Genomic DNA, 22,616 nt, shown 5'->3' on the forward strand with positions numbered 1-22,616 from the left:
AAAGCAGGGCGGGGATTGTATGCATACAGTTTGGAAAGGTGCGATTAGCTTTGGATTGGTTCATGTGCCTGTTAAAATGTTTACAGCAACAGAAGATAAGGATATTCATTTCCGCCAAATACATAAGGTTTGCGGCATGCCTATTTCCTATGTGAAGACTTGTCCTCACTGCGATGAAGCCGTTAAACCAGAGGATATCGCTAAAGGTTTTGAATACGAGAAGGACAAGTTTGTCCTCTTTAATGAAGAGGAGCTTGAAGCGCTAAAGCCTGAATCTGCACGGGTTATTCAAATTCTCGACTTTGTCGATTTAACGGATATCGATCCTCTCTATTATCAAAAAGCATATTACCTCTCCCCCGACATGTCAGGGGCTGGAGCTTATACGCTGCTGCTTGAAGCAATCAAGCAAACAGGTAAAATCGGCATCGCCAAAATATCGATCCGCAGCAAAAGCAGCTTGGCGGCGATTCGCGTTGTCGGAAACTGCTTATGCATGGAGACAATGCATTATCCAGATGAAATTCGGCCGCTAGCAGAAGTGCCTAACCTGCCTGGGCTTTCTAATGTCAATGAAAAGGAACTGCAAATGGCCAAACAGCTCATTGAGCAGCTGTCTGAACCGTTTCATCCTGAAAAATATACCGATGATTACCGGGCTGCCATGCTTGAAGCTATTCAGCATAAAATGGCGGGCGAAAGCGTTGATATGGTTTCGGCTCCGGCTGTTGGTCGGACAAATGTCATTGACTTAATGGCAGCGCTTCAAGCTTCCCTCGAAGCGGCCAAAACACCACCTGCTGCTCCAAAGAAAAGGAAGAGCACCACTAGAAAAACGAAGGATGCCGGATAATGAACACGATGTCTTTGCTTCCTCTGCCGAAGGTGCCCATGGCGCCAGTTACTTCACCCGATATCCCTACTGGCTCGGAGTGGGGATATCAAATCAAATGGGATGGCGTTCGCACGCTCGCTCGATTAGATGGCAGCGGCGGTGTTGAACTATTTTCCAAACGAGTAGAGCCGAGAAATACCACTTTCCCTGAAATTGTAGCTCTCTTGTCGCCGCTGCGTGTTGGGCCTTGCATCCTTGATGGTGAAATCGTCTATTTTGACGGTACTCGTCCAAACTTTCAGCGCAGCCGCCTAGGTGTACAGAAAAGGTCAGGCAAAGATGATCTTTTATTCGTCATGTTTGATGTGCTCAATGATAACGGTGAAGATTTGCGCAGCTTTCCCTTCCGTGATCGTTACAGCCGGCTTGCTGCCAAGTTTCCTGAAAAATCGCCGCGCCTGTTTGTCACCGACTTGTTTGATGATGGTCAGTCCTTATGGGAATGGCTTATCGAACGGGAGTGGGAAGGGCTCATATCCAAGCGTCTGGATAGTCCTTACAGCGAGGGCAAAGGCCATAAGGATTGGTTCAAGAAACGGAAGGAAGTACGAATCGTCGCGGACGTTGTTGGGGTGAAATTAAGGGATGGCCTCGTGTCGAGCCTCGTGCTGCAATATGAGAATAAATATATTGGGCATGTGTCGGGGCTCGACAACGCGTCCAAAAAACTGCTGCTCCAGTTCATACATGACCACCCGGGAGATTGCCCCTTCCCGTCGCTTTCGCAAGGCATGAAGAAATCCGACGTAGTCTGGCTTGCCGTACATTTCCCATGCAGGGTGACCGCACTCGAGTTTACCGATACGGGCCTGCTTCGCCAGCCGAAACTGCTAGGTTTCGGTGCGGGAGACGGCGAGGTTTAGCGCTGATGAGAAGTTTGATCGGACGATTAAAGAGGAGGTTACCCCACAAGGTCATTTACTTGCGGGACAACCTCCTCTTACACTTTTCCGCCCACAACCCGACAAATACCCCACTATGCGTTGATTGAGTAAAAATAGCGATAGAATCTAGACCTATTTTCAACAAACATTAGCTTTTCGCGGAAATAGGTCTAGAAAGTAGGCTTATTTTGAAAAACTGACTTCCTCTTGTGCTTCAGAGCCGCACCGTACCGCAAAGCAACTTCCCAATGCAGCTACTCCTTAAGTCCTTCATATATCGCGTGGAGCAAACGGTGCGTTTCATCGCAGCTGTATTCCCAGAACATTACGCCGCCAAGCTCACTCGCTTTCACATACTCACATTTATGATGCAGCGATTGTTCGTCGTCATAGGAGATAAAGCTGCTTCCGTCGTAGAGGTATGGCGCCTTCGCTTCGTCGTCCCAATATCGAACATAATTGTTTTTATTGATGTATTCCGCAGCAAGCTTGGTGAAATCTGGTCCATATCCGCCTGTGCTGCCCGCCATTTGATGAAGCCCATTCGCACGATTAGGAACGTTATGCCAAACCCGAGTATAAAACGCCGCGCCAATAACGATCTTTTCCTTCGGCACGCCTGCTCGGATGAACAAGTTAACGGATGCATCCGTACTGATGCGGAATAAATCCCCGGTTGGAGTATACAGATTCGTATGATGCCCCGTTAAAATTTGAAATCCACCGCGCATATCATAGGTCATCAGCTGAACAAAATCCAAGTATTGCTGGACTTGATCCATTTCCGTACCGTCTACGTAATATTGGTCCGCGCCTGCCGCAATCGTAAGCAAATAATGTTTTCCGTCACTTGCGCCCTTCTCGTCCAAAGCTTCGCGGATGGTTTTGAGCAGCAGAGTAAAATTGGTCTTATCATCTGGACTCGACGCTATGCCCGCTTCACCATAACAAGGATATTCCCAGTCGAGATCGACTCCATCGAATGGAAAGTTGGTTAATACACGAACCGCCGAATCTGCGAAGCGGCTCCTCCCTTCAGCGGTAGATGCAGCTTCAGAAAACCCGCCTGCGCTCCATCCGCCGACAGACAATAGAATAGTCAGCTCTGGATGCTCGTGTTTAATCTTGCGAAGAACATCAATATTTTTCAAATGCTCTGTAATAATTTCATCATTGCGCACATGGCCAAATGCCACATTCAAATGGGTAAGCTTCGTTAAATCTTCCCGCGTCATATCTGGAAGCTTCGAATCTGATGCATAACCCGCCACAATATATTTTCGACTTGCCATTACGTATCACTCCGTTTCGTTGGCTGCTGCCATATGCTAGTGAGAATCTGCAATGCTTCTTTTCCCGTACCGATCTTATATCCTGATGCTGTATAACGAATTTGATCTTGGCTATCCAGTACGAGCAGATGCGGGAAACCCGCTTCGCTAGCTGGCGGCACTGCTATAAAGTCCGGCAAAGACGCGTAAGTTGAATCACGAACAAACACGGTACGCGAAGGCAATCCCTTATAACGAGAAGGATCAAAAGATGCCGTCCATTCGGAATCACCTACGACAAGCACAATCGGCGCTCCAAGCTCGGTCAAAGGCTCAGCAAGCTCGCTAAGTTCACGGAATAAATGTTTGGTAGGCTCACGTTCTGGCTCCAGCCAAGCAACAATCGCCCCATTCATACCGATAAGCTCACCAATCGATTGGTCTGAACCATCGAGCATCGTAAACGTATCGTTTCTGTTCAGCGTCCCGAGTACTGGAATACCTTGCTTCGCACTTCGGAAAGTCAACGGAATATCCATTTGTTCTCCTGCACGCAGCTCAAAATAGGAAAAGCGAACGCATGCGGTACCATCCTTTAACCGAATACCTGTGGTCAATCGATAGCTGCCTTGCGCAAGCTCGAACGGCTCATCATATACATCTGATTTACCATTAGGGTAGACCAACGTTTTATATATGCCGTTCTCCAGCCGGGCGAACGTGAAGTTCTCAGAGTATGAAGCTGCCGGAGCTTCATCGGATGACTTGTTATCTTTAAGAAGTCGCAGCTTGCCGTTTTCCTTCTGCTCCAATTGCTGCATCGCTCGATTTGCAAATAACGCATCCTGCCAGCCACCGTTAGCCATCGCCATGTATTGCGGCTTCTGCTCACTCGGATGCAAGCGTGCTGGAATGCCTATGCTGCGGCAGATCGCCACAAACATAATATCGAGAGAAGCCTGATCCCCTTTCTTGATCTTAAAGGTACCAACTGGGTTGCCTCTGCCCTTCAGATTAGGAAGGTCCTCCCACAACGACCACTCTGAATCCAGATGGCGTATAAGCTCAGCAGTATTTTGCCGGAACGATACCACTTGGGCTTCAGTAAACACCTCTTGGAAAAAATGCTTATAAGGTACGATCATTTCATATAACACTCGCGGACAAAGGATATACCGCAAGAAGATGTCTTCGGGAAGCTCGCCGCGCTGCGACAGAGAACCGATGAGATGATCGTCAAGCTCCTTGCGGAACGAATCGGAAAGATCTTTCTCGTTCAAGCTCTCCAGCAGCTTAAGCGGCCATTCTCCAAATTCAGCGGAGCGTTCCTGCAAGAAGGCTGCGATCTCGCGGCTATTTCCCCGTGCCTTACGCAGCACATCCCACACCCGCTCCTGCGGAAGACCAGCAGCCGCGGCAATATCCGACGCCTGCGCTTCGCTTAGAAATGTTTGTTCATAGCTGCTGCGGATGTTCGTGCCTTCTTCCAGGCGGCTATTATGCCGCTGAACCTTCTCCTCGGAAAGCAAATCGAGAGCTTTACCATTACGTTCAGGAGGTGGAACCATATCAAAGTCAGTTATCACTTCGGGCTGCTGCACTTGATCCAGAACGATATCGAAGCGCACACGATCACTAACTGTAATCTTCTTTTCTCCCCACTTGCCATCCATCACAGCACGAATCAACAGATCTCCGTAGCCTGTCTTAAACGCAGCCTCACCCAGCTCGTTTGTCTTCAGCTCAGCAATCGGATAAAATTCAGCCATATTGTAGAGCTCGAAATAAACATTCGCGCCGCTGACCGGTTGGTTCAGCTCATCCTTCACAGCGACAGTGATGCTTCGAGTAGGCGCATAACCTTCAAGCAAATTAATTTCTGTAAACCAATTATCCGCAAGCGTAATATCCTCAGGGCCCGGGTAATTTGCGAATACCCGAGTATTGATCAGCATTGCCCGCCGGGCTGGAGGAGTGAACCAGCCTTGATCAAGGCGAGCTTCCGGCTCACAGGCGCCGATATAGTGCCACTGCCCGTCAGCCCAAGCTTCTACCCAAGCATGGTTATCGTCACAATGTGCCCAGCGCGGGGTGTACACTTGGCGAGCAGGAATGCCAATGCTCCGAAGCGCTGCAACAGCAAGTGTCGATTCCTCACCACACCGGCCTCGAGCATTTCGAATCATCGTAAGCGGCGAGATCGTCCGCAGATCGCTGCCAATGTAGTTCGCCTTCTCATGGCACCAGTAGTTCGTCTCCAGAATCGCATCTTCCATCGACAAATGCGCGGTACGCTCCGCCAGTTCACTGTACAAGATACCGCGTGAATCCTCGATGTTCTCCGTGTTCACACGGTAGGGCAACACAAAATGCAGGAAGAGATGATCCGGCACCCGTTTCCCCCAAGGCACTTTTCCCCGAATGTCCAGCGTCTGCCGCACATGGCTTAGAAATAACGTACCGTCATAATCAGCCATATCGTTTACAGGCATATAGGCGTACAAATATTTGAGCGCCCATGTCTCTTCATCCGTCAGCGGCTGCTGAAATATATCGAACAGCTCATGCTCTCTCGCCTTAGCTAGCAGCTGCTTCTCACGAAACTTGCGTTCAATCAGCTCCATCGACGCTTGCTCTAATGAAAATACAGAGGTTTGCAATGTCATTCGTACTCACTCCTTCCATAGCTTTCCGTCTTGCCTAATGCAGAAGCTCGACTTCCCATCGCTAGACAGCGTTGTGATTTGGAACATGGAGCGGGTCGTCTCAATGACAGGCGTTATGCTCCACTGCTCCCCGCCATGCATCAACGATCCCGCATCCGCAGTAAATTCACCGTGACTTGCGAAGTAATTGCGCTCACGATAATAGAGCTTGCGCAGCTCCCACTTTATGCGTTCATCCGGCGGCTGTTCGAACGAATCCGGGCCATCTTCCCCTGCAAACATGACATAACCCCATAGCTCAGGATAATGCATATTAATAAGTCCCATCGGAGACCATACCCAGTTGTCCTCTGGATAGGATTTGCCCGTATCCGGATTGATGATCTTGCGGTATTCGCCATCCTTCACTTCAACGCGCCATTCAACGCGGGAGAAATTGACGCGCCAAAACTCGCCATTTACTGGCGCTCTGCCTTCAGGCGCGCATTCGCGCAAGCTTTTCCAAGGCATCGCTACCTCAATGCTCCACTTCCGATTCGCTGCTTCCGGCCGATTCAGCTCGCCGTCAATATGTACGGCTGTCTGAAGCCCGTTAATGTCCCAGCCGTTAATCGGCGGACCACCGTCGCGGTATGGCTTAACCAGCAGCAGGTCCCACACGGTATTCAGCGCGTTAATTTCAAACTCATAATAATTGTGGCTGTCGCCATCGGGATCAATAAATATTTCAAAATCATTATCATAAAAAATGACCGAATCCCGCTCCGTCAACGTCGCCCAAATCTCGTCTTCAATCAATTCTGCCGCAAAATAGAAATAGTCGTCATCCCACAGCATTTTCACGCGGGTCTGCTTCGCAGGTTTGGGCCGAAGATCGCCTTCAATATCTACAAAATCATCCGTCCAGTCCGCTGCTGCCCAGAACGGCTTATCTACTCGCCCGTCAAGAATGAGCGGCTCCGCCGCGCGGCGACATACATAATGTTTGGGTGCATATTCGATGTTCGGCTCCTGCAATCCGCTTAAATTCATGTTATCCCTCCGTTTGAATTGCTATGAATCTATGAAAACGATGAAGCTCGCTTAAAGTACACATTCATGCCAGAAGCGGCGCAGGTTGTCCATCGCAATGCGGGAGGCGGATTTGCACTCTTCCATGCCTTCGAATTCGATCGTCATATAACCATCGTAACCCGATTCCTTAATAAGCTTGACGATTTTACGGATCTCAATATCCCCTTGACCTACAATCGCCCCGCGCAGGTAGTTACCGTTCGAGGTCAAAAACCAATCACCGTCACCCGGATGCTGATCATATGGGCGGAAGTAGAAATCTTTGAAATGGATAAGTGATGCATAAGGCAAGTTTTTCTTAACGCCGATGATCGAATTCTCATCCACGCACATAAAGTTGCCGATATCGAGTGTCGTCTTGAAATTTGGCCGGTCTACCGCATGAAGAACACGTTGAACCCGGTCGCTGGACTGTACGCTGAAGCCATGATTCTCTATCGTCGTTGTAATGCCATATTGCGCGGCATAGTCCGCGATGAGCTGGCTGCCCTTCACCATGAGATGCAGGTTCTCCTCGAACCACCGAATCGTCATCTTCTCCGGCGGAATGGTGAAGGCGGTTACATCATGGCGCATATGATTCATGCCGAGTCGATGCACAAGATCAACATGCAGCTTGACCCGCGCGACTTCCTCTTCAAACAATTGCTCCGTATCCTGCACGAAGTTCGCCGGCATCGAATAGTTGGAGAGGGCAATGCCAACCTCCTTTGCTTTCTCGCGTACAGCATCCGCCAGCTCAGGGTTGTCAACGAGCGTATAGCCATATGGAACAATCTCCATATGCTCGCCGCCGTTACCCGCTATCCAAGAGATGGCATCAAGAATGCTCATCTCTCCCGATTTTATGGCGCTTAGCAAGCTGTAAGAACTTAATCCAATTTTCATCGTTTCTTCCTCCTAAGTAGACAGATCACATGATTAGTTATGCGTTACAACTGCGCCTGAACCACCATACATATCAAGCTCCTCATCAAATTCCAGCTTAAGCACGGTCACTTGCTTGTGAGTGTCTTCCGCTGTCAGATGAATCCATGTCGTCCCCGGAATATTGAACCATGGCACTCCGCCATGAATTTCATGCGTAAGCTCTTTGCCGGAATGCAGCACAGTAATCTTTTTGACCTTGTTGCATAATCCCTTTAGGCATACATTCTCTTTCGGATCATCATACACGAACAGATACAATGACTTTTTATCTTTGGATATGGTGCTGCCCCCCAAATAATAGCGGGTCATAATGCCTTCATCAGTCCCAAACACCGCTTCTTCGTGCGTTCGAATCCATTCGCCTAATCCCAGCAAAATATCCTCTTGCCGTTTATCTATCGTTCCATCCTCCATCGGCCCGATATCAAGCAGCATGTTGCCGCCTAGGGTAATGCAATCACAGAACATTCGAATGATTTGATTTAATGATTTATATTTATCGTCCGTCGGTACATACCCCCACGAACTATTAATGGTTGTGCAAAACTCCCAAGGCCCCTCCGGCCGCGTTATCGGAATCCCTTGCTCTGGCGTCTTGTAATCCCCGTACCCTTGCAGGCGTGAGTTGATAATAATGTCTGGATTAAACGATTGCAGATACTGCTTGAATTCGGGCAAATTCCACTGCTCAGCGCTGCGTTCCCAATCGCCGTCGAACCAAAGAAGATCAACCTTCCCATAGTTCGTTAAAACCTCCCGCAGCTGATCATTGTTAAACTTCAGAAAAGCATTCCACTTTTCTTCATCCTGAACACCGTTTACCGGGCTCGAAAACTTGTTAACTTTGCTCAAATCATCCGGCACCTTGCCGCCTTCAAACACAGATGGATAATCGGGATGCGACCAGTCGATGAGCGAATAATACATCCCAAGCCGAATCCCTCTTTTCGTGACGGCTTCCGCATATTCCTTGATCAGATCCCGCTTTGCCGGCGTTTTCTTCACAACGCTAAGGTCGCTGTACTGTGTATCAAACAATGCTACGCCGTCGTGGTGCTTGGTCGTAAGCACTGCGTACTTCGCTCCCGATTGCTCAATTAAATCAGCCCATTTGTCCGCATCGAACTTCGAAGCCGTAAAGCCGTCCAATTGTTTCATATAATCGTCATAGCTCATTCTTCCGTTATAGAACGACCATGACTCCGAGACACCATCTACTGCATAAATACCATAATGAATAAAAATACCTAGCTTAGCTTCCTTAAACCATTGCTGCATAGCAGACTACCCCTCTCGATTAACGAATCCGAAACACATGCGCGATTGGTGCTTGTTCTGAGTATTCATTCACTGGCAAACGGACAATAATGCCGTTTTCTGCTTGGCTGTACTGCAAATGGTCTTGTCCGCCTACGAGATCAATCTGGCTGAAAGACTTCTGTATAGGGAGGTATAATTCCTCTTTCACAGCCTCTTTTTCATCCTTGTACAAATAAAAGGCATAAACCGTATCTCCTTTTCCCGTAAAGTGGCAATTGTCAGCAGAAAAAGGCTCACAAATTCGTGTTCCATAGATCGCCTCACCATAAACCTTCAACCAATCGCCCATCCCTTTGATACGGCTAATGGCTGTAGTCGATAACCTGCCGTCAGGCTGCGGACCAACATTCAATGCCAGGTTTCCGCCTTTCGCAACGATTTCAACAAGCAGATGGATCAGCTGTCGAACCGTCTTGTATTTGTCCTCATAACGGAAGGAGAATGAGGTGCCCATCGTAATACAGCTCTCCCACGGCACATTAAGCGGACGCTCAGGCAATGTCTGCTCTGGTGTTATGACATTTTCATAAGGGCCGCCGACCGTACGGTCAGCCGAGAGCAGCCAAGGCTGAATTTCCCGCGCCTTCTCAACCACCTCGCCTAATCGGATGTTTTGATCGCGGTAATCGTTTACCCAACCTGCATCGAGCCATAACATATCGATGCGGCCATATTTCGTCATCAACTCCATAATTTGCGCATGGGTGAACTGCACGAATTGCTCCCACAAATGTGGATATTGCTTCGGGTCATAGGAAGGTCCGCGCGCGGTAAACGAACCACGCTCCATGCCTGGCGCCCAGTAATATGGCGTATGCCAATCTGCCTTCGAGAAGTATGCAGATATTGCTAAGCCCTTTGCGCGGAAAGCATCAAACAGCTGCTTGCAAATATCGGCGTACTTATGCGAATGGAAAGGACAATCAGGGCTCGTAATCCGGTAATCCGTCGTATGGGTATCCCACATGCAGAAGCCATCATGATGCTTGGTTGTAAAATTTAAATACTTAAAGCCATTCTCCGCAGCAAGATCTGCCCATAGCTCAGGCTGAAAGCGAAGCGGGTTAAAGGTTTTGTTTAGCCCAAAATACTGCCGCTTCAATTCCTCTGCGTCTACATTCCAATCGATGCCATCGCGTGACCATTCCTCATCCTTGTCACTAAGCGCCCATGATTCAACTACACCTAACTGTGAATAAGGCCCCCAGTGCATCATAAGGCCCAGCTTCTGATCCTTGAACCACTCCAGCCGCTCCTGCAGAAGCGGGTCCTCTGGCTTTACCCATTGCTCTTCACTGCTGTAATTGTGGACACCTTGCTCAACAACTTGCTCTATTTCGTCTGTCGTCTTTATTTCGCTCATGGTTACCTCCAAGTATAGTAGGACTTTCGTAAGCTTTACGTTCATTGCCTTCTTCTGCTCTATGTCCAAATTGTAAATTTGTTGCTATGATTAGTAGCGACGAAAAGGATTGATCGATCATAGGGGGCAGACGAGATGAAACGAAACTACTTCAAATCCAAACTGTTTTTAAAATATATCTGGTCCTACTTGTTTATTTTGCTTATCCCATTAGTACTTATGACGATATTTATCTATCAAAATGCGGTAACCAATCTACGTACTGAAATTGAGCAATCCCGCCTCGGCCAGCTCACGCAAGCCAAAGTTATTGTTGACGGGCGGATGAAAGAGCTAAGTGAAATTGCTTCACGCGTCTCCTATGACAAGAGGCTAACTCCGTTTCGGGTTCACGATTCTTATTACAGCGGTGAAGCCATACAAGCTCTGGATCAATACAAAGCGACCAGCTCTATCATTAGCGAGATGTTCTTGTATTTTCACAAGGATGAAAATATTTATTCCGCAAAGGGTCTATCGAGCATGGATGTATTCGCAAACACCTTTACCTTTCACAATTGGAGCAAAGACACTATTTTTCAAGATTTGAATACGGTTAAATATCCAACGATGCGTCCAGCTGACACCGTAGTCCTAAGCGCTAATTTGCAGGATTCAATGCTCGCTTATCTTGTTCCCATTACGCCGTACAACCCTAATCCACATGGAACGATTATGTATCTAATTAAAGAATCAGAGCTTACGAGTTTAATCGATTCGATTCTAGGCAATTATCAAGGTTTGACTTATATTTTGGACAACAAAGGTCAAATTCTAGTAGACAATCGCCAGGGCGAAGCCTTAACGAATGCAGAGGCGCAGTCTCTATATAGTCTCGCGCCAGGCATTCACGATAAAACCTTAAATGGCAAGCCGCATTCCATCGTATCCGTAAAATCAGAAAATAATGGCTGGACTTATGTGACCGTCATGCCAAGTTCCCAGTTTCTCAGCAGCGTAGTGCATGTCCGCAGCTTCATCGTCATGCTGTTCCTCATCGTTGTGGTCGTTGGAGCGGCGATTGCCCTAGTGCTTGCTAGAATGCAATATCTGCCGATCTCTACGCTTGTAGAGTTCGCAAATTCCAAATCCAAGCCAAAGCATTCCGCTGATCAATCAACCGAAAACGGAAACGAGCTTGATCGAATCCGAACAGCGCTGCAGCAATACAGCTCGCGAGTTGATCTTCAAGAGCCATACGCTCGCAATCACTTTTTGTCCATGCTGCTGAAATATGGGAATGCGCAAAGTCTTTCACCAGAGCTGCAAGAGGCCTTCGATCTTCATTTCGACCAATCTCATCACTTTGTTATGGTGATTGGCTGGGATGAAATCGAAGATACGCAAGAGGAACGACAGGAGCGGCAAGAAATGATAGAACTGCTCTCCCAAATCGAATTCCCGGAGCTGGCTGCTCATGCCTATGGCGTAGAACTCCCTCAGCTGGATCAGCTTGCACTCATTATCAGCTTTAATAGGGATCAAGCCGAGCAGGAATTGGTTCCTGTGCGCCACATTGCTGAAGCGGTGCTCTACACGATACTAGAGACGTTTGATGTTACGCCTACGATTGGCGTTGGAACCTGCTATTCAAGCCCTGACCAGCTGAATCAGTCCTTTATTGAAGCTTGCTCAGCTTTTGAACTGCAAGCGACAAGCGGTCATGGCACGATCACTTATTTCGAGAAGCTGCAAGATACACCGGATCATACCTTCTGGATACCGAATAATTCGCTGCTCAAGCTTTCTCAAAGCTTGAAGCAAGGAAGCTATGATGTAGCTGCGCAAATGATCAGCCCATCGATCCGCAGCCTGCAATCATCCGAGCTGTCTGCCCTGCTCAAACGCTGCATATGCTTTGACATTTTGAATACAATGCTAAAAACCGCGTCCGAGCTTGGCATTCAAAATGTGATTCAAGACATGGCTCCTAATATGATTTACAGCCATTCCTTGGATGAAATCGAGACTGGCTTTCTGAATCTCGCCTCCCGAATCTGCAATCAAGTGGAGCGCAACAATCAGAAGGAGGAGCAATCACAGATTGATCGGATCGTTTCCTATATCGATGAGCATTTTAGAGACCATACGCTCAGCCTAGAAACGATTGCATATGAGTATGCCATTTCGCCATCACATGTGAGCCGTTCATTTAAGGAAAAGATGGGCCTTAACTTCATCCAATACATTTGGCAAAAAAGAATGGAAGAGGTTATGCATCATCTGAAAACGACAAACGCACCGCTTAAGGACATCATTATTCAAGTCGGCTATTTGGATACGCCTAACTTTATACGCAAATTTAAGAAAGAAACCGGCTATACGCCTGGTCAATATCGCAAGCAATTCTGGGAGAACGAACAGGCGCAATTGCTTTCTGATTCAGATGATGAATAATAAACAAAACCCGGTCAGCATTTCGCATGACCGGGTTTTTGCTGTTTCTGGGTTCATGCTCTTGTTCGTTTATTTATCTGTCAATTATCTGTCGTATGCGCTTTGGTAAAGCTCAGCAATCCGATTTCCGCCCATTTTTTTAATTTGCTCTAAATACTTGTCCCAATTGGAGAGCGGCTCCTGGCCCGTTACGAACTTCGCTTCCATCTGTGTAACGTAAGTGTTCAGATCAGATAACAAAGCAGAAGCCTCAGTTTGCTCTTCATTTGTCAAATAAACGTTAGGGTAAGGCGGTTTTGCGATTGGTGTAAGTTTCTCTGCATTTTGCTTATCGATCCATAGATCGAATTCGCTACGAAGGCCTACGGCAACATCGCTTGAGTTCATACCCGGCGTTAGAATACCATAGTTTGGTGTCATCGTTCCGCGGTATTCTTCACGGTCGATGCCGCCTGGAACAGGAAGCCATTCCTTTTCATGCGTTTCCTTGTTTTTATATTTCCACAGAAGGTTCTCAGGACCTTGATTGAACAAGGTAGCGCCTTCATAGCTGTATAGGTAATCTACCCAACGCATAGTTGCCTCTGGAGCCGGATTGCTGCTTGTGATGGCGAAGGTACCATTCGCTGAAATACCAGGGTGCTTGCCATAGACAGGAGAATCAGCAATTTCACTTTTCACTGGCGTCATCAACGGGTTGTCTTCGCTTGGTTCGCCGCCTAGCGTAAAGTAAGGGTAATAGTCGTTGAACAAAGCAATTTGATTGTTTTTCCCTTTTGCTTTCTTCTGTTCACCTGTTTGCGAGAAGGTCTCGTGGTCCAGCAATTCCTCTTTCCATAGACGGTTGAGGAACGTTAAATATCCTTTGTAACCCTCTTCTTGTGGCGTGTAATGTACTTTGCCATCCTTATCGGCATAAACGACCTCATCATAAATGCCCCAGAAACCGAGGAAGTACATGCGCAAATCGTTTAGTTTGTCGGATGTGAGCGGAATTTCATCCTGCTTACCGTTTCCATTCGGGTCTTCAGTCTTAACACGCTTCAGATAGGTGTACAGCTCTTCTGTCGTCTTAGGCTCTGTTGCCCCAAGAGTTTTCAAGAACTTGCCGTTGTACCACATCGGACCGCGGTACCAGACTGCTGCTAAGTCAACGTTCGGCAGCGCATAAATATGTCCATCTGGCGTGGTGAACGACTTGCGGATGTCCGGATTATCATCAAAGATCTTTTTAATATTTGGCGCGTAGCCTTCATCAATATATTTTTCAAGAGGAATAAGAACACCTTGAGTTCCGTAAGTGACTTGTTCTGCAGGTTTCAGATCCGCTGCATAGAACATATCCGGCAAATCTCCGCTTGCAAATACTAGATTTTTCTTGGTCGCAAAGCTGTCGATCGGGGCGTTCTGGTATTCCAGCTTAATGCCTGTCAGTTTCTCCATCTCTTGTAGTACAGGCATTTTGTTCCAGTCAGCAACGCCAACGTCCTGTGACATCATCTTCAAGGTAATCGGTTTACTGACAACCGGAAACCCTTCTTTGTTAACCCCGTCAGCCGTATTGGACGCGGACGTTTTGGAACCTGTATTGCTGCTATTCGTTTTCTCCTCATTGTTCGGCGAACCACATGCCGCTAATACGGAAGCAAGCAGCGTAATGCTGAGTAACAAAGATGATGCTTTTTTTAGCTTTTTCATCCTAAACCCTCTCCCTTTTTTAAAATTATTTATGAGCAAAATCAGCCCTTAACGGAACCAATCATGACACCTTGCACAAAGTAACGCTGAAGAAATGGATAAACGGCGATAATCGGTGCTGTCGCAACGATAATAACAGCGTATTTGACCAGCGCAGCGATTTCAGCTTTGTTATTAAGAGCTGATGCTGATGAAGCATCAATTACGCCCCCGCCCYGAGCCGACATTTCCTGCAAAACAAGAATTTGCCGCAACACAAGCTGTAAAGGATATTTTGCGGCATCATTCAAATAGATAAGTGCCGAGAAGTAGCTGTTCCAGTTGCCAACACCATAGAACAAAGCCATAACGGCAATGATTGGCATTGACAGCGGCAAAATGATTTTGACGAACAGCCGCAGGTTGGTGCACCCGTCAATTTGGGCAGCCTCTTGCAGTTCTTTTGGTATAGAGGATTGAAAAAACGTGCGCGCTACAATGATGTTCCAGATTGAAGCGGCCGAAGGAATAACGATCGCCCATATCGTATTCACCATTCCGAGTTCCTTGATGAGCAAGTAACTTGGTACGAGCCCTCCTCCAAAAAACATCGTGACGAGGAACATCCCCATAAAAAAGTTGCGTCCCATAAAGTCTTTGCGGCTTAGAGCGTAGGCAGCAGGCAGTGTAACGAATAAATTGATCGACGTACCTACTACCGTATAAAGAATGGTGTTGCCGTAACCTGTCCATATACTGGAGTTTTGGAACACCCTCTTATAACCTTCAAACGTAATGCCTTTTGGCCACAGCCACATCTCGCCGGAACCCACCAATTTCGGATCGCTTATCGAAGCGCTAATCATATAAATGACAGGATAGGCGACTACAATAAAAGCGAGAAATACATAAATATAGTTGCATATCAGAAACACTTTATCTCTTCCGGACTCTTTAACGGCGGAAATCATCGGTCATACCCCCTTCTTCTACCACAGGCTGTTTTCGTTGGTGCGTCTTACAATCTGATTGACAAGCACTAAAATAATGGCGTTAATGACGGAATTGAACAGGCCGATCGCCGTCGAGAAGCTATACTGGGCATCGACAAGCCCTGATCGGTATACGAAGGTTGAAATGACATCGGATGCTCCCATGTTAAGCGAGTTTTGGAGCAGCAATATCTTCTCAAATCCAACCCCAAGCAAGCTTCCCATGTTCAGAATTAAAAGAATGGTCATCGTAGGGATAATCGTCGGAATGTTAATATGAAGCACCCGTTGGAAGCGTGAAGCTCCGTCTATAATGGCTGCCTCATGCAGACCCGGGTCTACTCCTGAAAGCGCAGCCAAATATATGATTGTTCCCCATCCTGCGCTTTGCCAAACACCAGAGAATACGTACATCGTCTTAAACCACTTCGGGTCCGTCAAGAAATCTGGAGCATCAAATCCAAGCCACTCAATAAGATGTGTCACTATTCCCGATGAAGGCGACAAGAACGTAATGATCATGCCTGCCATAACAACGACTGAAATGAAATGCGGCGCATAAGTGACGGTCTGAGCCATTTTCTTGAAGGAACCACCCTTCAGCTCATTGAAGGCAAGCGCCAGTATAATCGGTATTGGAAACCCAATAGCGAGTTCATACAGGCTAATACTTAACGTGTTCCATATCAAGTCCCAAAAGTAATAAGAATGAAAAAATCGGACAAAATGGTCGAAACCGACCCAAGGGCTTCCGAAAATCCCTTTCGTTGGTATGAAGTTCTTAAATGCGATTTGTATGCCGTACATCGGACCGTAAGAGAAGATTAGAAAGTAGAAAAATGCGGGTGCAATGAATAGATACAATTCCCAATTTTGAAGGAGTCTTTTCCACATTCTGCTCTTCTCTTTCGTCGGTTCCGGAAGCATATTTGGTGCGTTCATTGGACTTGCTTCCTGCATAAAATCACTCCTTTCCCGTTTCGTTATAATTGCTTTTGTTTGGTGATTAGCGACAGGAATTTCGGAAATACTATCGCTTACATTCACAACAATACGGAACATAACAATTCTCGTAAATATGTCATTTCCCGTATCGCATGATAGCGCTTTATATTTATGAGGAAACATCAATTCGCGAACTACTGCGACTATTCAGATAACTTCTCAAATGTGTCATTTTTGTTGATAAATCGCCTATTTATCGGCAACCGCAAGATTTACCAATCGATTTTCGCCCCCCATACAAGCCCAAACCCCCTCAAAGAGTGGTCTATTCAAGAATGACATGTATGCGTTTTCATTGTTTCTAAGCCCATTGATCCTTTTTCTTATTGCGGTTGCCTATTTAGAGAATTTCCTATCGTTCAATTGCAAAAAAAAGAGCATCCGCATCTGCACGCAGCTACTCTTCCATTGCCATTTCAGCATCACTTATCGTTATCATTTTTCTCTTTGCTTGAAACAAAATTCTTTCTGTTCATTGCTCCCCATGAATGACGGCCTCTTCTAAAATTAAAAATACCTTCAACACGGAACAGAACAGTAAGCTGACGATAACCTAAGTTCTCCAACACGCCGAACAGCACAAGCAGCAAAGTTTCCTTAAGCGAGCTGTATTTGCGAAATGTAATTTGCTCGAGTAAGATGCTGCCCATTGATAAGGTAGTGCCGAGTAAAAACGCGATAACAAAAAAAGTAATAAAGCTGTCAAACGCAAGCAAGCCAAATAAATAGGCAAGTGGGATAAAGATATAGCCGAGTGCCTCAACAATTGGCCCGATTAATTCGAAGATCCAATAATAAGGCAGTGTCACCATGCCAATCTTGCCGTATTTCGGATTAAAAAGCATTCTTCTATAGCTTATCAGCGTATCAAAAAGACCAATTTGCCATCTTCTCCGCTGGCTTCTTAGATCCTTCATTGTTTCTGGAGCTTGAGTCCAGCAAATCGGGTCCGCTAGAAATTGTATTTTGTACTTTCTCTTCTGGTCTTTCATCGCCTTATGAAGTCTAACGATAATATCCATGTCTTCACCGATCGTATTCACTTTGTACCCGCCGCACTCAATAACGACCCTCTTATTAAACGCACCGAATGCACCGGAAATAATGAGTATGGAATTAAGCTTGCTGAAGCTCGTACGGCCAGTCAGGAAAGCACGGAAATACTCAATAATCTGAAATTTCGCCATATTGCTTTTCGGAATATTCATCTCCATAAGCTTGCCGTCTTTAATGATCGAGCCATTGGCAATTCTGACGATCCCTCCAACAGCAATCGTTTCGGGATTTTCCACAAATAACATCGTGAGCTTGATCAGGGCATCATTTTCCAAGATGGAATCGGCATCGATGCATGCAAAAATAGGATAGACAGACACATTAATGCCCGCATTAAGGGCGTCCGCTTTGCCGCCGTTTATTTTATCTACAAAAATTAATCGCTCGTATTGATTGCTTCGGTAAATGCCAGCTACTTCATTCGTAGGCAAGCTCTGCATAATGGGCTGGTTTACCTTTGTTAAATTGAACTCGTTTATGATCTTCTCTTTTGTGAAATCGGTAGAGCCGTCATTCACAATAATAATCTCATACTCAAAATAATTTAAAGCGAGCAGCGATTTAATATTATCAACTATCGTTTTCTCCTCGTTGTACGCAGGGACAATTATCGATATCGGAATCATATTTTTTGAATCAATGTATCGTTTATAATCCGAGGCTTTCATTTTTCGTAAATAACTAAACATATCTAGCGAAGCGATCAGCATTTGCCCATTATAAAAGATGTTTATTCCAATCGTATACAGCATACAAAACTCGCTGAAATAAATAATAAACATTCTGAGAATATACATGTTGTTAAAAACCATCCTCGTTTTTCTAAGTTGTCATTAGGAAGTCATTTCGATCACACTAATCACGGCATCCCGAGCAAATTTATCGTCTCCATCGATGATCCTTGAAGCGTAAGCAATACCTCCAGGAATGAGAACAAGTGCACTGGCGGCATGATGTCTTACCCACCACACACTGTCGCCTGTTGTTTTCCCTAAATCCGCTAAACTATTTTTGGTCCCAATCTTCTCAAGGCCCTTAGCAGCAGCTGCTCTAACCTCCCAATCATGATCATCAAGCTTGGTTAGCATAGATGCTTCATAATCCGGATTATTCAGCTCGCTCAGCGCTCTTATCGATGCGATTCTAAGATTCTTTTCCTCACTATTCAAATATTTAATATAATGCTCGCTTAAGCCTTCAAAACTGTAATCAGCAACCGCTTTTATTAGAATGCCCTTCATATAGTCATCACTTCTATCGATTGTTTGTCGAAACAGCTCTTCCTTTGAGCCGTCAAAAGCAGAAATAATTTCGATAATAGCTCTATGGGACAAGTTCATATTTTGGGAGTCATAGGTTAGAACATGAACTAGCCCCTCCAAATCACCAAGCTTCGCAAGAGCCAGCATCATATTATATATCACATCATTATTTTTGCTTGAAATAAGCGTAAGGATAGATGCCGTTGTATCTCTGAGCTGCAATTCCCCTAGATGCCGACAGGCTAAGGACTGAATATGAACGCTGTTTGATTGCAGTCTTTTGAGCAGAAAAGCTTTCGTTCCCGTTAATTCGTATATGTTCATCAACTGATCATGATGGGTATGGATAAAGGCAGCATCGTGATTAATGACGATATTAATGAACAGCTCTTTTTTTCTAGCACTTTTTCCGACGATTTTGTTCAGTTTTTGCACGATCGTTCGTTTATTTTTATTTTCAGTGTAAAAGTAGGATGTGAATACTTCTTCGAGCTGCTTCTTCAATTGGCTAGTCGCGGACTCGCTAAAGTAACGAAAAAACCAAATGACGATAATCGATATGAAAAAAAATGAAAATAACGCTGATGAAATGAGCAGCAAATATAATGCTTCTTTTGTCATATATCCTCCTGCGCAAAAAGTTGTTTAAGCATGTCGTAGCCTTTCTTATTGCGAGATACGTATTCGGGTTTCGTCCATGTATTCCATGTAAAGGTTCGGTAGCCGGATGACGTAACGCTTTCGGGAAATTGATAATCGACCTTCTGCGTTTTTTTATCCATAATAACGAGTGAAGCGACTATGCCATCCGTCATTCGAACAGCAACGCCGTCTCTTATGTTCTCGATTGCCCCTTGTTTCTTCTCATCATCGAATACGAGCAAGCTGGACGGGTCAGTAAAGTTCAAGCTTGCCCATGGAATTCTAAGATACAGCGTCTTGCCCTCAAAATAAAAATGGCTGCTGCTGTTGTCAAAGCTACCTGCATTCAAGGTTGATCCATCCTCATAAGCAGCGGGAACCGTTTTACCTTCGGGCGTTTGGTATGCTTTTGAAAGCTGCCGCATCATTTTCTCATAAATGCCGTTAGACGATACGGAAGTGTAATAACTGCCTTTGCTCGCATTATATTGCGGAATTACGAGTAATTCGGCTTGCTTCGTATTTTGAATGCTGACATTAAACTCTGCTCCAGACCAGTTTTCATTCACATCAGGAGCCAGCATATATTCGCCATTTTTTCTGTCAACGGTGTCCAAATAGATCATAATGTTCTTCTGATCAAACTTCGGCAGTTCACTGAATTCGGCTGTTATATAGAAATAAGATTCGTTAGCAGCATAAGAAATGGTGCGCAGAGGATCTGTTCCCCGCAAGGTCATGGCATACTCCGTCGGCGTAGGTGATTCTATCGCTAAAATACCGTATCGCTGAGCAGGATCAATGACATTGTGCCAGAGGCTTCCATGCTCATAAGGGATCATCAGGGAAGAGGTAAACCGGCTGCTTTTTCCCCATTGATCCGCCCATTCGTAAACAAGCCCGCCCATACTGCCGCTGTCCTTAATCATATTCATCATCGCAACGATGCCTTCTCCTTGCTCAGCCTCGCTGTTTTGACCATCCTTATGGCCAGAAGCGGATATTTGCGATGAACCTAGGCTTGTAGACAATCCAAATTCGCTAATAAGTACGGGATACTTTTTTTGAGTGCTCATAAAACGATCCAAATACTGCTTATAACCTGCATAGTCAGGTTTTGCTTCCTTCGTTTCCCCAGCTATAAATGCCGGATGATCGGGAAAAACATTGTACGCGCCAAAAAATCCGCTGATCACTTTGCTAGAAATAACAATATGATTAATATCCACTGAAACCGCGTCATCGAGCGTCTCTGGATTTGATGCAGCATGTTCGAGAATGTCTAGCTCTGGAATGCTGGTAATAGCTGCTGGATGCTGCATGTTGTAATTACTTTGCTCATATTGAAAGATACGATCCGATAGGGAAGCAAGCCACGACTCGGTAGGCGTTGCGTCTAAACCTGATGAAACATAGTCCCCATTATAGTTGTAAGAGGGATGTGCTTGATCCGTTGCCTTTACCTTTTGAGGACTTAAGCCTGGGTCAACTAAAAAACCAAGGACATAGCCTGACACATCATTCATGTACAGATCGGAGTTCATCCCCTCTTTTGTTTTTAACTTGGCATTCCCATGAACTGCGTTAATGGTATCTTGAATCGCTTGTTTGTAGGCTGTGTTGTACTCTTGATTCAGCAAGTCGCCTGATGGCGGCTCACTGCTCGGCGATATATTTTGAAGCAAATACAGCGGTTTATCTTGATGATTCGTATTGTAAATATCAAGCGCTCGATAAAAGCCTGACGGCATCAACGTGTATACTCGTATCGTATTGGCGTTCATTTGACCAATCTTCTCAAGCCACTCTGAATAAATAGCCGTATCCTCCGGGAAGCTTCCTTCAGGAATACCTGGTATTGCTGTGCCAATATTCATCCCTTTTACGAACATGCTCTTCCAAGCTCCGTTTTCATAAACGGAAAATGTATTGTCGACTATTTTGGATACGAGCTGTGTACCATTTGAAGCTGTCTCTGCTTTCGCCTGGAATGTAACGCTTTCATCCAATGGCTTTGTTTCCTTCAACAGCTTGGACATAAGCGGCACATAAAAATGCCAATAAAAATACGAATGATCCCCTTCGCTGTTTACACTGAATATTTTGTATAGAGGAGAAGCACCCCAAAACCGTTTAATCTTCTCCGGTTCCTTATAATCACTAAAATCACCCGCAAAATAATAGGAGCTCTTCTTGCCGGATTTATTTTCAATGATTGCTGGGAATCTAGTATTTAGCCCTAAGACCTTCAATTGCTCCTGACCTGCTTCCGTAGCGTTTAAGTCATACCATGCGATTACCGACTTATCGTCTGCAGGCTTAATGATTTCAAACCAGTTATAGTAATCAATCGTGTCCGTATGATAGCTGCCAGCATGATCCTCAGTCATGAACAGGCTGATCGATTGTCCTGTAAAGTCTTTGCCGCGCTCCAATATGATGATTCTGTTATTGCCAGCAATAACGATTCCCGCTCCCGTTAAGCTCCACTTTTTCCCGTATTGCTGCTCATAGGTTGCTCTTATCCAATTCGGTACATCTTCTGCCGACGATAATTCAGAGAAAAACTTGCCTGCCCACCCCTTAAAGCCGACGTTAAAAATAGCTTCAAGCTCCTTGGATACGTTTGGTGCAGTAGGCTCGCCTGCAATATTGTATTCGCCAATAACCGTTGTCCCTTTGGTATAGCTGGTAGCTATTAAACTAACCTCATCCATCGTCAGACCTGAAACCCCTACTGGTTCCACACCATTCACCTTCGAATTGCCAGTGCCATACGCATCCGAAATATAGATCAGATCTGGCACATTAGCCCGTTTATCAAAAGGAACAGCCGTTAATTTCCCATCAGCGAGGAAATTCCCATAATAATCCTTCGTGGCGTCATACGCTTTATTCGTTAAGGGGTTATTTATGCGCAGATGATCCATAATCCAAAACAACCCGCGCTGCTTGCTGTAATCCAGCTCCCTTATGCCGCTCGTTTCAGATGCTTGAGTCGGAAAGGTTTTATTAATGACAACGACATCAAGGTTTTTGCTCGGTGTAAGCAGCCAAACGATGAAAGGAATCGATAAACCAATTAATAAAGCTATAAAAATGATATAGCGAGCTTTCATATTTCTTTTTTTCATTTGTATTCC

General features: G+C 45.7%; 15 protein-coding genes. 3 read left to right on the plus strand and 12 right to left on the minus strand.

What is annotated here, in order from left to right; all coding sequences use genetic code 11:
• Window positions 1-19 precede the first annotated feature (19 nt).
• Both ku and AB4Z50_RS06745 read left to right on the plus strand, forming a co-directional pair.
• On the plus strand, window positions 20-853 hold the full coding sequence (gene ku, locus AB4Z50_RS06740; RefSeq protein ID WP_441877203.1) for a non-homologous end joining protein Ku: 834 nt from the start codon (window positions 20-22) through the stop codon (window positions 851-853).
• Window positions 853-1,758, plus strand: a complete 906-nt coding sequence (locus tag AB4Z50_RS06745) for an ATP-dependent DNA ligase (RefSeq protein ID WP_441877206.1) — start codon at window positions 853-855, stop codon at window positions 1,756-1,758. Before ku ends, AB4Z50_RS06745 begins: the two co-directional genes overlap by 1 nt.
• Window positions 1,759-2,033: 275 nt before the next feature.
• Here the strand turns inward: AB4Z50_RS06745 and AB4Z50_RS06750 are convergent, their stop codons facing one another.
• The 6 genes from AB4Z50_RS06750 to AB4Z50_RS06775 are packed head-to-tail and all read right to left on the minus strand — an operon-like array spanning window position 2,034 to window position 10,403.
• On the minus strand, window positions 2,034-3,071 hold the full coding sequence (locus AB4Z50_RS06750; protein ID WP_441877209.1) for a glycoside hydrolase family 18 protein: 1,038 nt from the start codon (window positions 3,069-3,071) through the stop codon (window positions 2,034-2,036).
• Window positions 3,071-5,716: a transglutaminase domain-containing protein gene (locus AB4Z50_RS06755; RefSeq protein ID WP_441877212.1), complete on the minus strand. Its 2,646-nt coding sequence runs from the start codon at window positions 5,714-5,716 to the stop codon at window positions 3,071-3,073. The genes AB4Z50_RS06750 and AB4Z50_RS06755 overlap by 1 nt, the downstream gene beginning before the upstream one ends.
• Window positions 5,717-5,722: 6 nt before the next feature.
• A complete protein-coding gene (locus AB4Z50_RS06760) occupies window positions 5,723-6,748 on the minus strand; it encodes a carbohydrate-binding family 9-like protein (protein WP_441877214.1) in 1,026 nt (341 codons plus the stop codon).
• Between the two features lie 51 nt (window positions 6,749-6,799).
• On the minus strand, window positions 6,800-7,678 hold the full coding sequence (locus AB4Z50_RS06765; protein WP_441877217.1) for a sugar phosphate isomerase/epimerase family protein: 879 nt from the start codon (window positions 7,676-7,678) through the stop codon (window positions 6,800-6,802).
• Between the two features lie 33 nt (window positions 7,679-7,711).
• Window positions 7,712-8,998 carry an alpha-L-fucosidase gene (locus tag AB4Z50_RS06770; RefSeq protein ID WP_441877220.1) on the minus strand — a complete coding sequence of 429 codons (1,287 nt, stop codon included), beginning with the start codon at window positions 8,996-8,998 and terminating at the stop codon, window positions 7,712-7,714.
• Window positions 8,999-9,017: 19 nt separating this feature from the next.
• Window positions 9,018-10,403, minus strand: a complete 1,386-nt coding sequence (locus AB4Z50_RS06775) for an alpha-L-fucosidase (RefSeq protein ID WP_441877223.1) — start codon at window positions 10,401-10,403, stop codon at window positions 9,018-9,020.
• A 135-nt stretch (window positions 10,404-10,538) separates the two neighbouring features.
• Here AB4Z50_RS06775 and AB4Z50_RS06780 point away from each other — a divergent pair, with 135 nt between their 5' ends.
• Window positions 10,539-12,839 carry a helix-turn-helix domain-containing protein gene (locus AB4Z50_RS06780; RefSeq protein WP_441877226.1) on the plus strand — a complete coding sequence of 767 codons (2,301 nt, stop codon included), beginning with the start codon at window positions 10,539-10,541 and terminating at the stop codon, window positions 12,837-12,839.
• Window positions 12,840-12,923: 84 nt separating this feature from the next.
• Here the strand turns inward: AB4Z50_RS06780 and AB4Z50_RS06785 are convergent, their stop codons facing one another.
• The 6 genes from AB4Z50_RS06785 to AB4Z50_RS06810 form a co-directional block, all read right to left on the minus strand.
• Window positions 12,924-14,537, minus strand: coding sequence for an extracellular solute-binding protein (locus AB4Z50_RS06785; protein WP_441877229.1), 1,614 nt, complete (start codon window positions 14,535-14,537; stop codon window positions 12,924-12,926).
• Between the two features lie 41 nt (window positions 14,538-14,578).
• Entirely contained in the window at window positions 14,579-15,487 is a 909-nt protein-coding gene (locus AB4Z50_RS06790) for a carbohydrate ABC transporter permease (RefSeq protein ID WP_441877232.1), read from the minus strand.
• An 18-nt stretch (window positions 15,488-15,505) separates the two neighbouring features.
• The gene (locus AB4Z50_RS06795) at window positions 15,506-16,435 is read right to left on the minus strand and encodes an ABC transporter permease (RefSeq protein ID WP_372239018.1); all 930 of its coding nucleotides are present in this window, start codon (window positions 16,433-16,435) and stop codon (window positions 15,506-15,508) included.
• A 500-nt stretch (window positions 16,436-16,935) separates the two neighbouring features.
• Complete coding sequence (locus AB4Z50_RS06800; protein WP_441877235.1) at window positions 16,936-18,366, minus strand: glycosyltransferase family 2 protein; 1,431 nt, start codon at window positions 18,364-18,366, stop codon at window positions 16,936-16,938.
• 36 nt (window positions 18,367-18,402) lie between these two features.
• The gene (locus AB4Z50_RS06805; RefSeq protein WP_441877238.1) at window positions 18,403-19,452 is read right to left on the minus strand and encodes a HEAT repeat domain-containing protein; all 1,050 of its coding nucleotides are present in this window, start codon (window positions 19,450-19,452) and stop codon (window positions 18,403-18,405) included.
• Window positions 19,449-22,607 carry a hypothetical protein gene (locus tag AB4Z50_RS06810; RefSeq protein ID WP_441877241.1) on the minus strand — a complete coding sequence of 1,053 codons (3,159 nt, stop codon included), beginning with the start codon at window positions 22,605-22,607 and terminating at the stop codon, window positions 19,449-19,451. Before AB4Z50_RS06810 ends, AB4Z50_RS06805 begins: the two co-directional genes overlap by 4 nt.
• Between the last annotated feature and the right edge of the window lie 9 nt (window positions 22,608-22,616).

Source organism: Paenibacillus sp. 2TAB26 (assembly GCF_052115145.1).
Lineage (GTDB): Bacteria > Bacillota > Bacilli > Paenibacillales > Paenibacillaceae > Pristimantibacillus.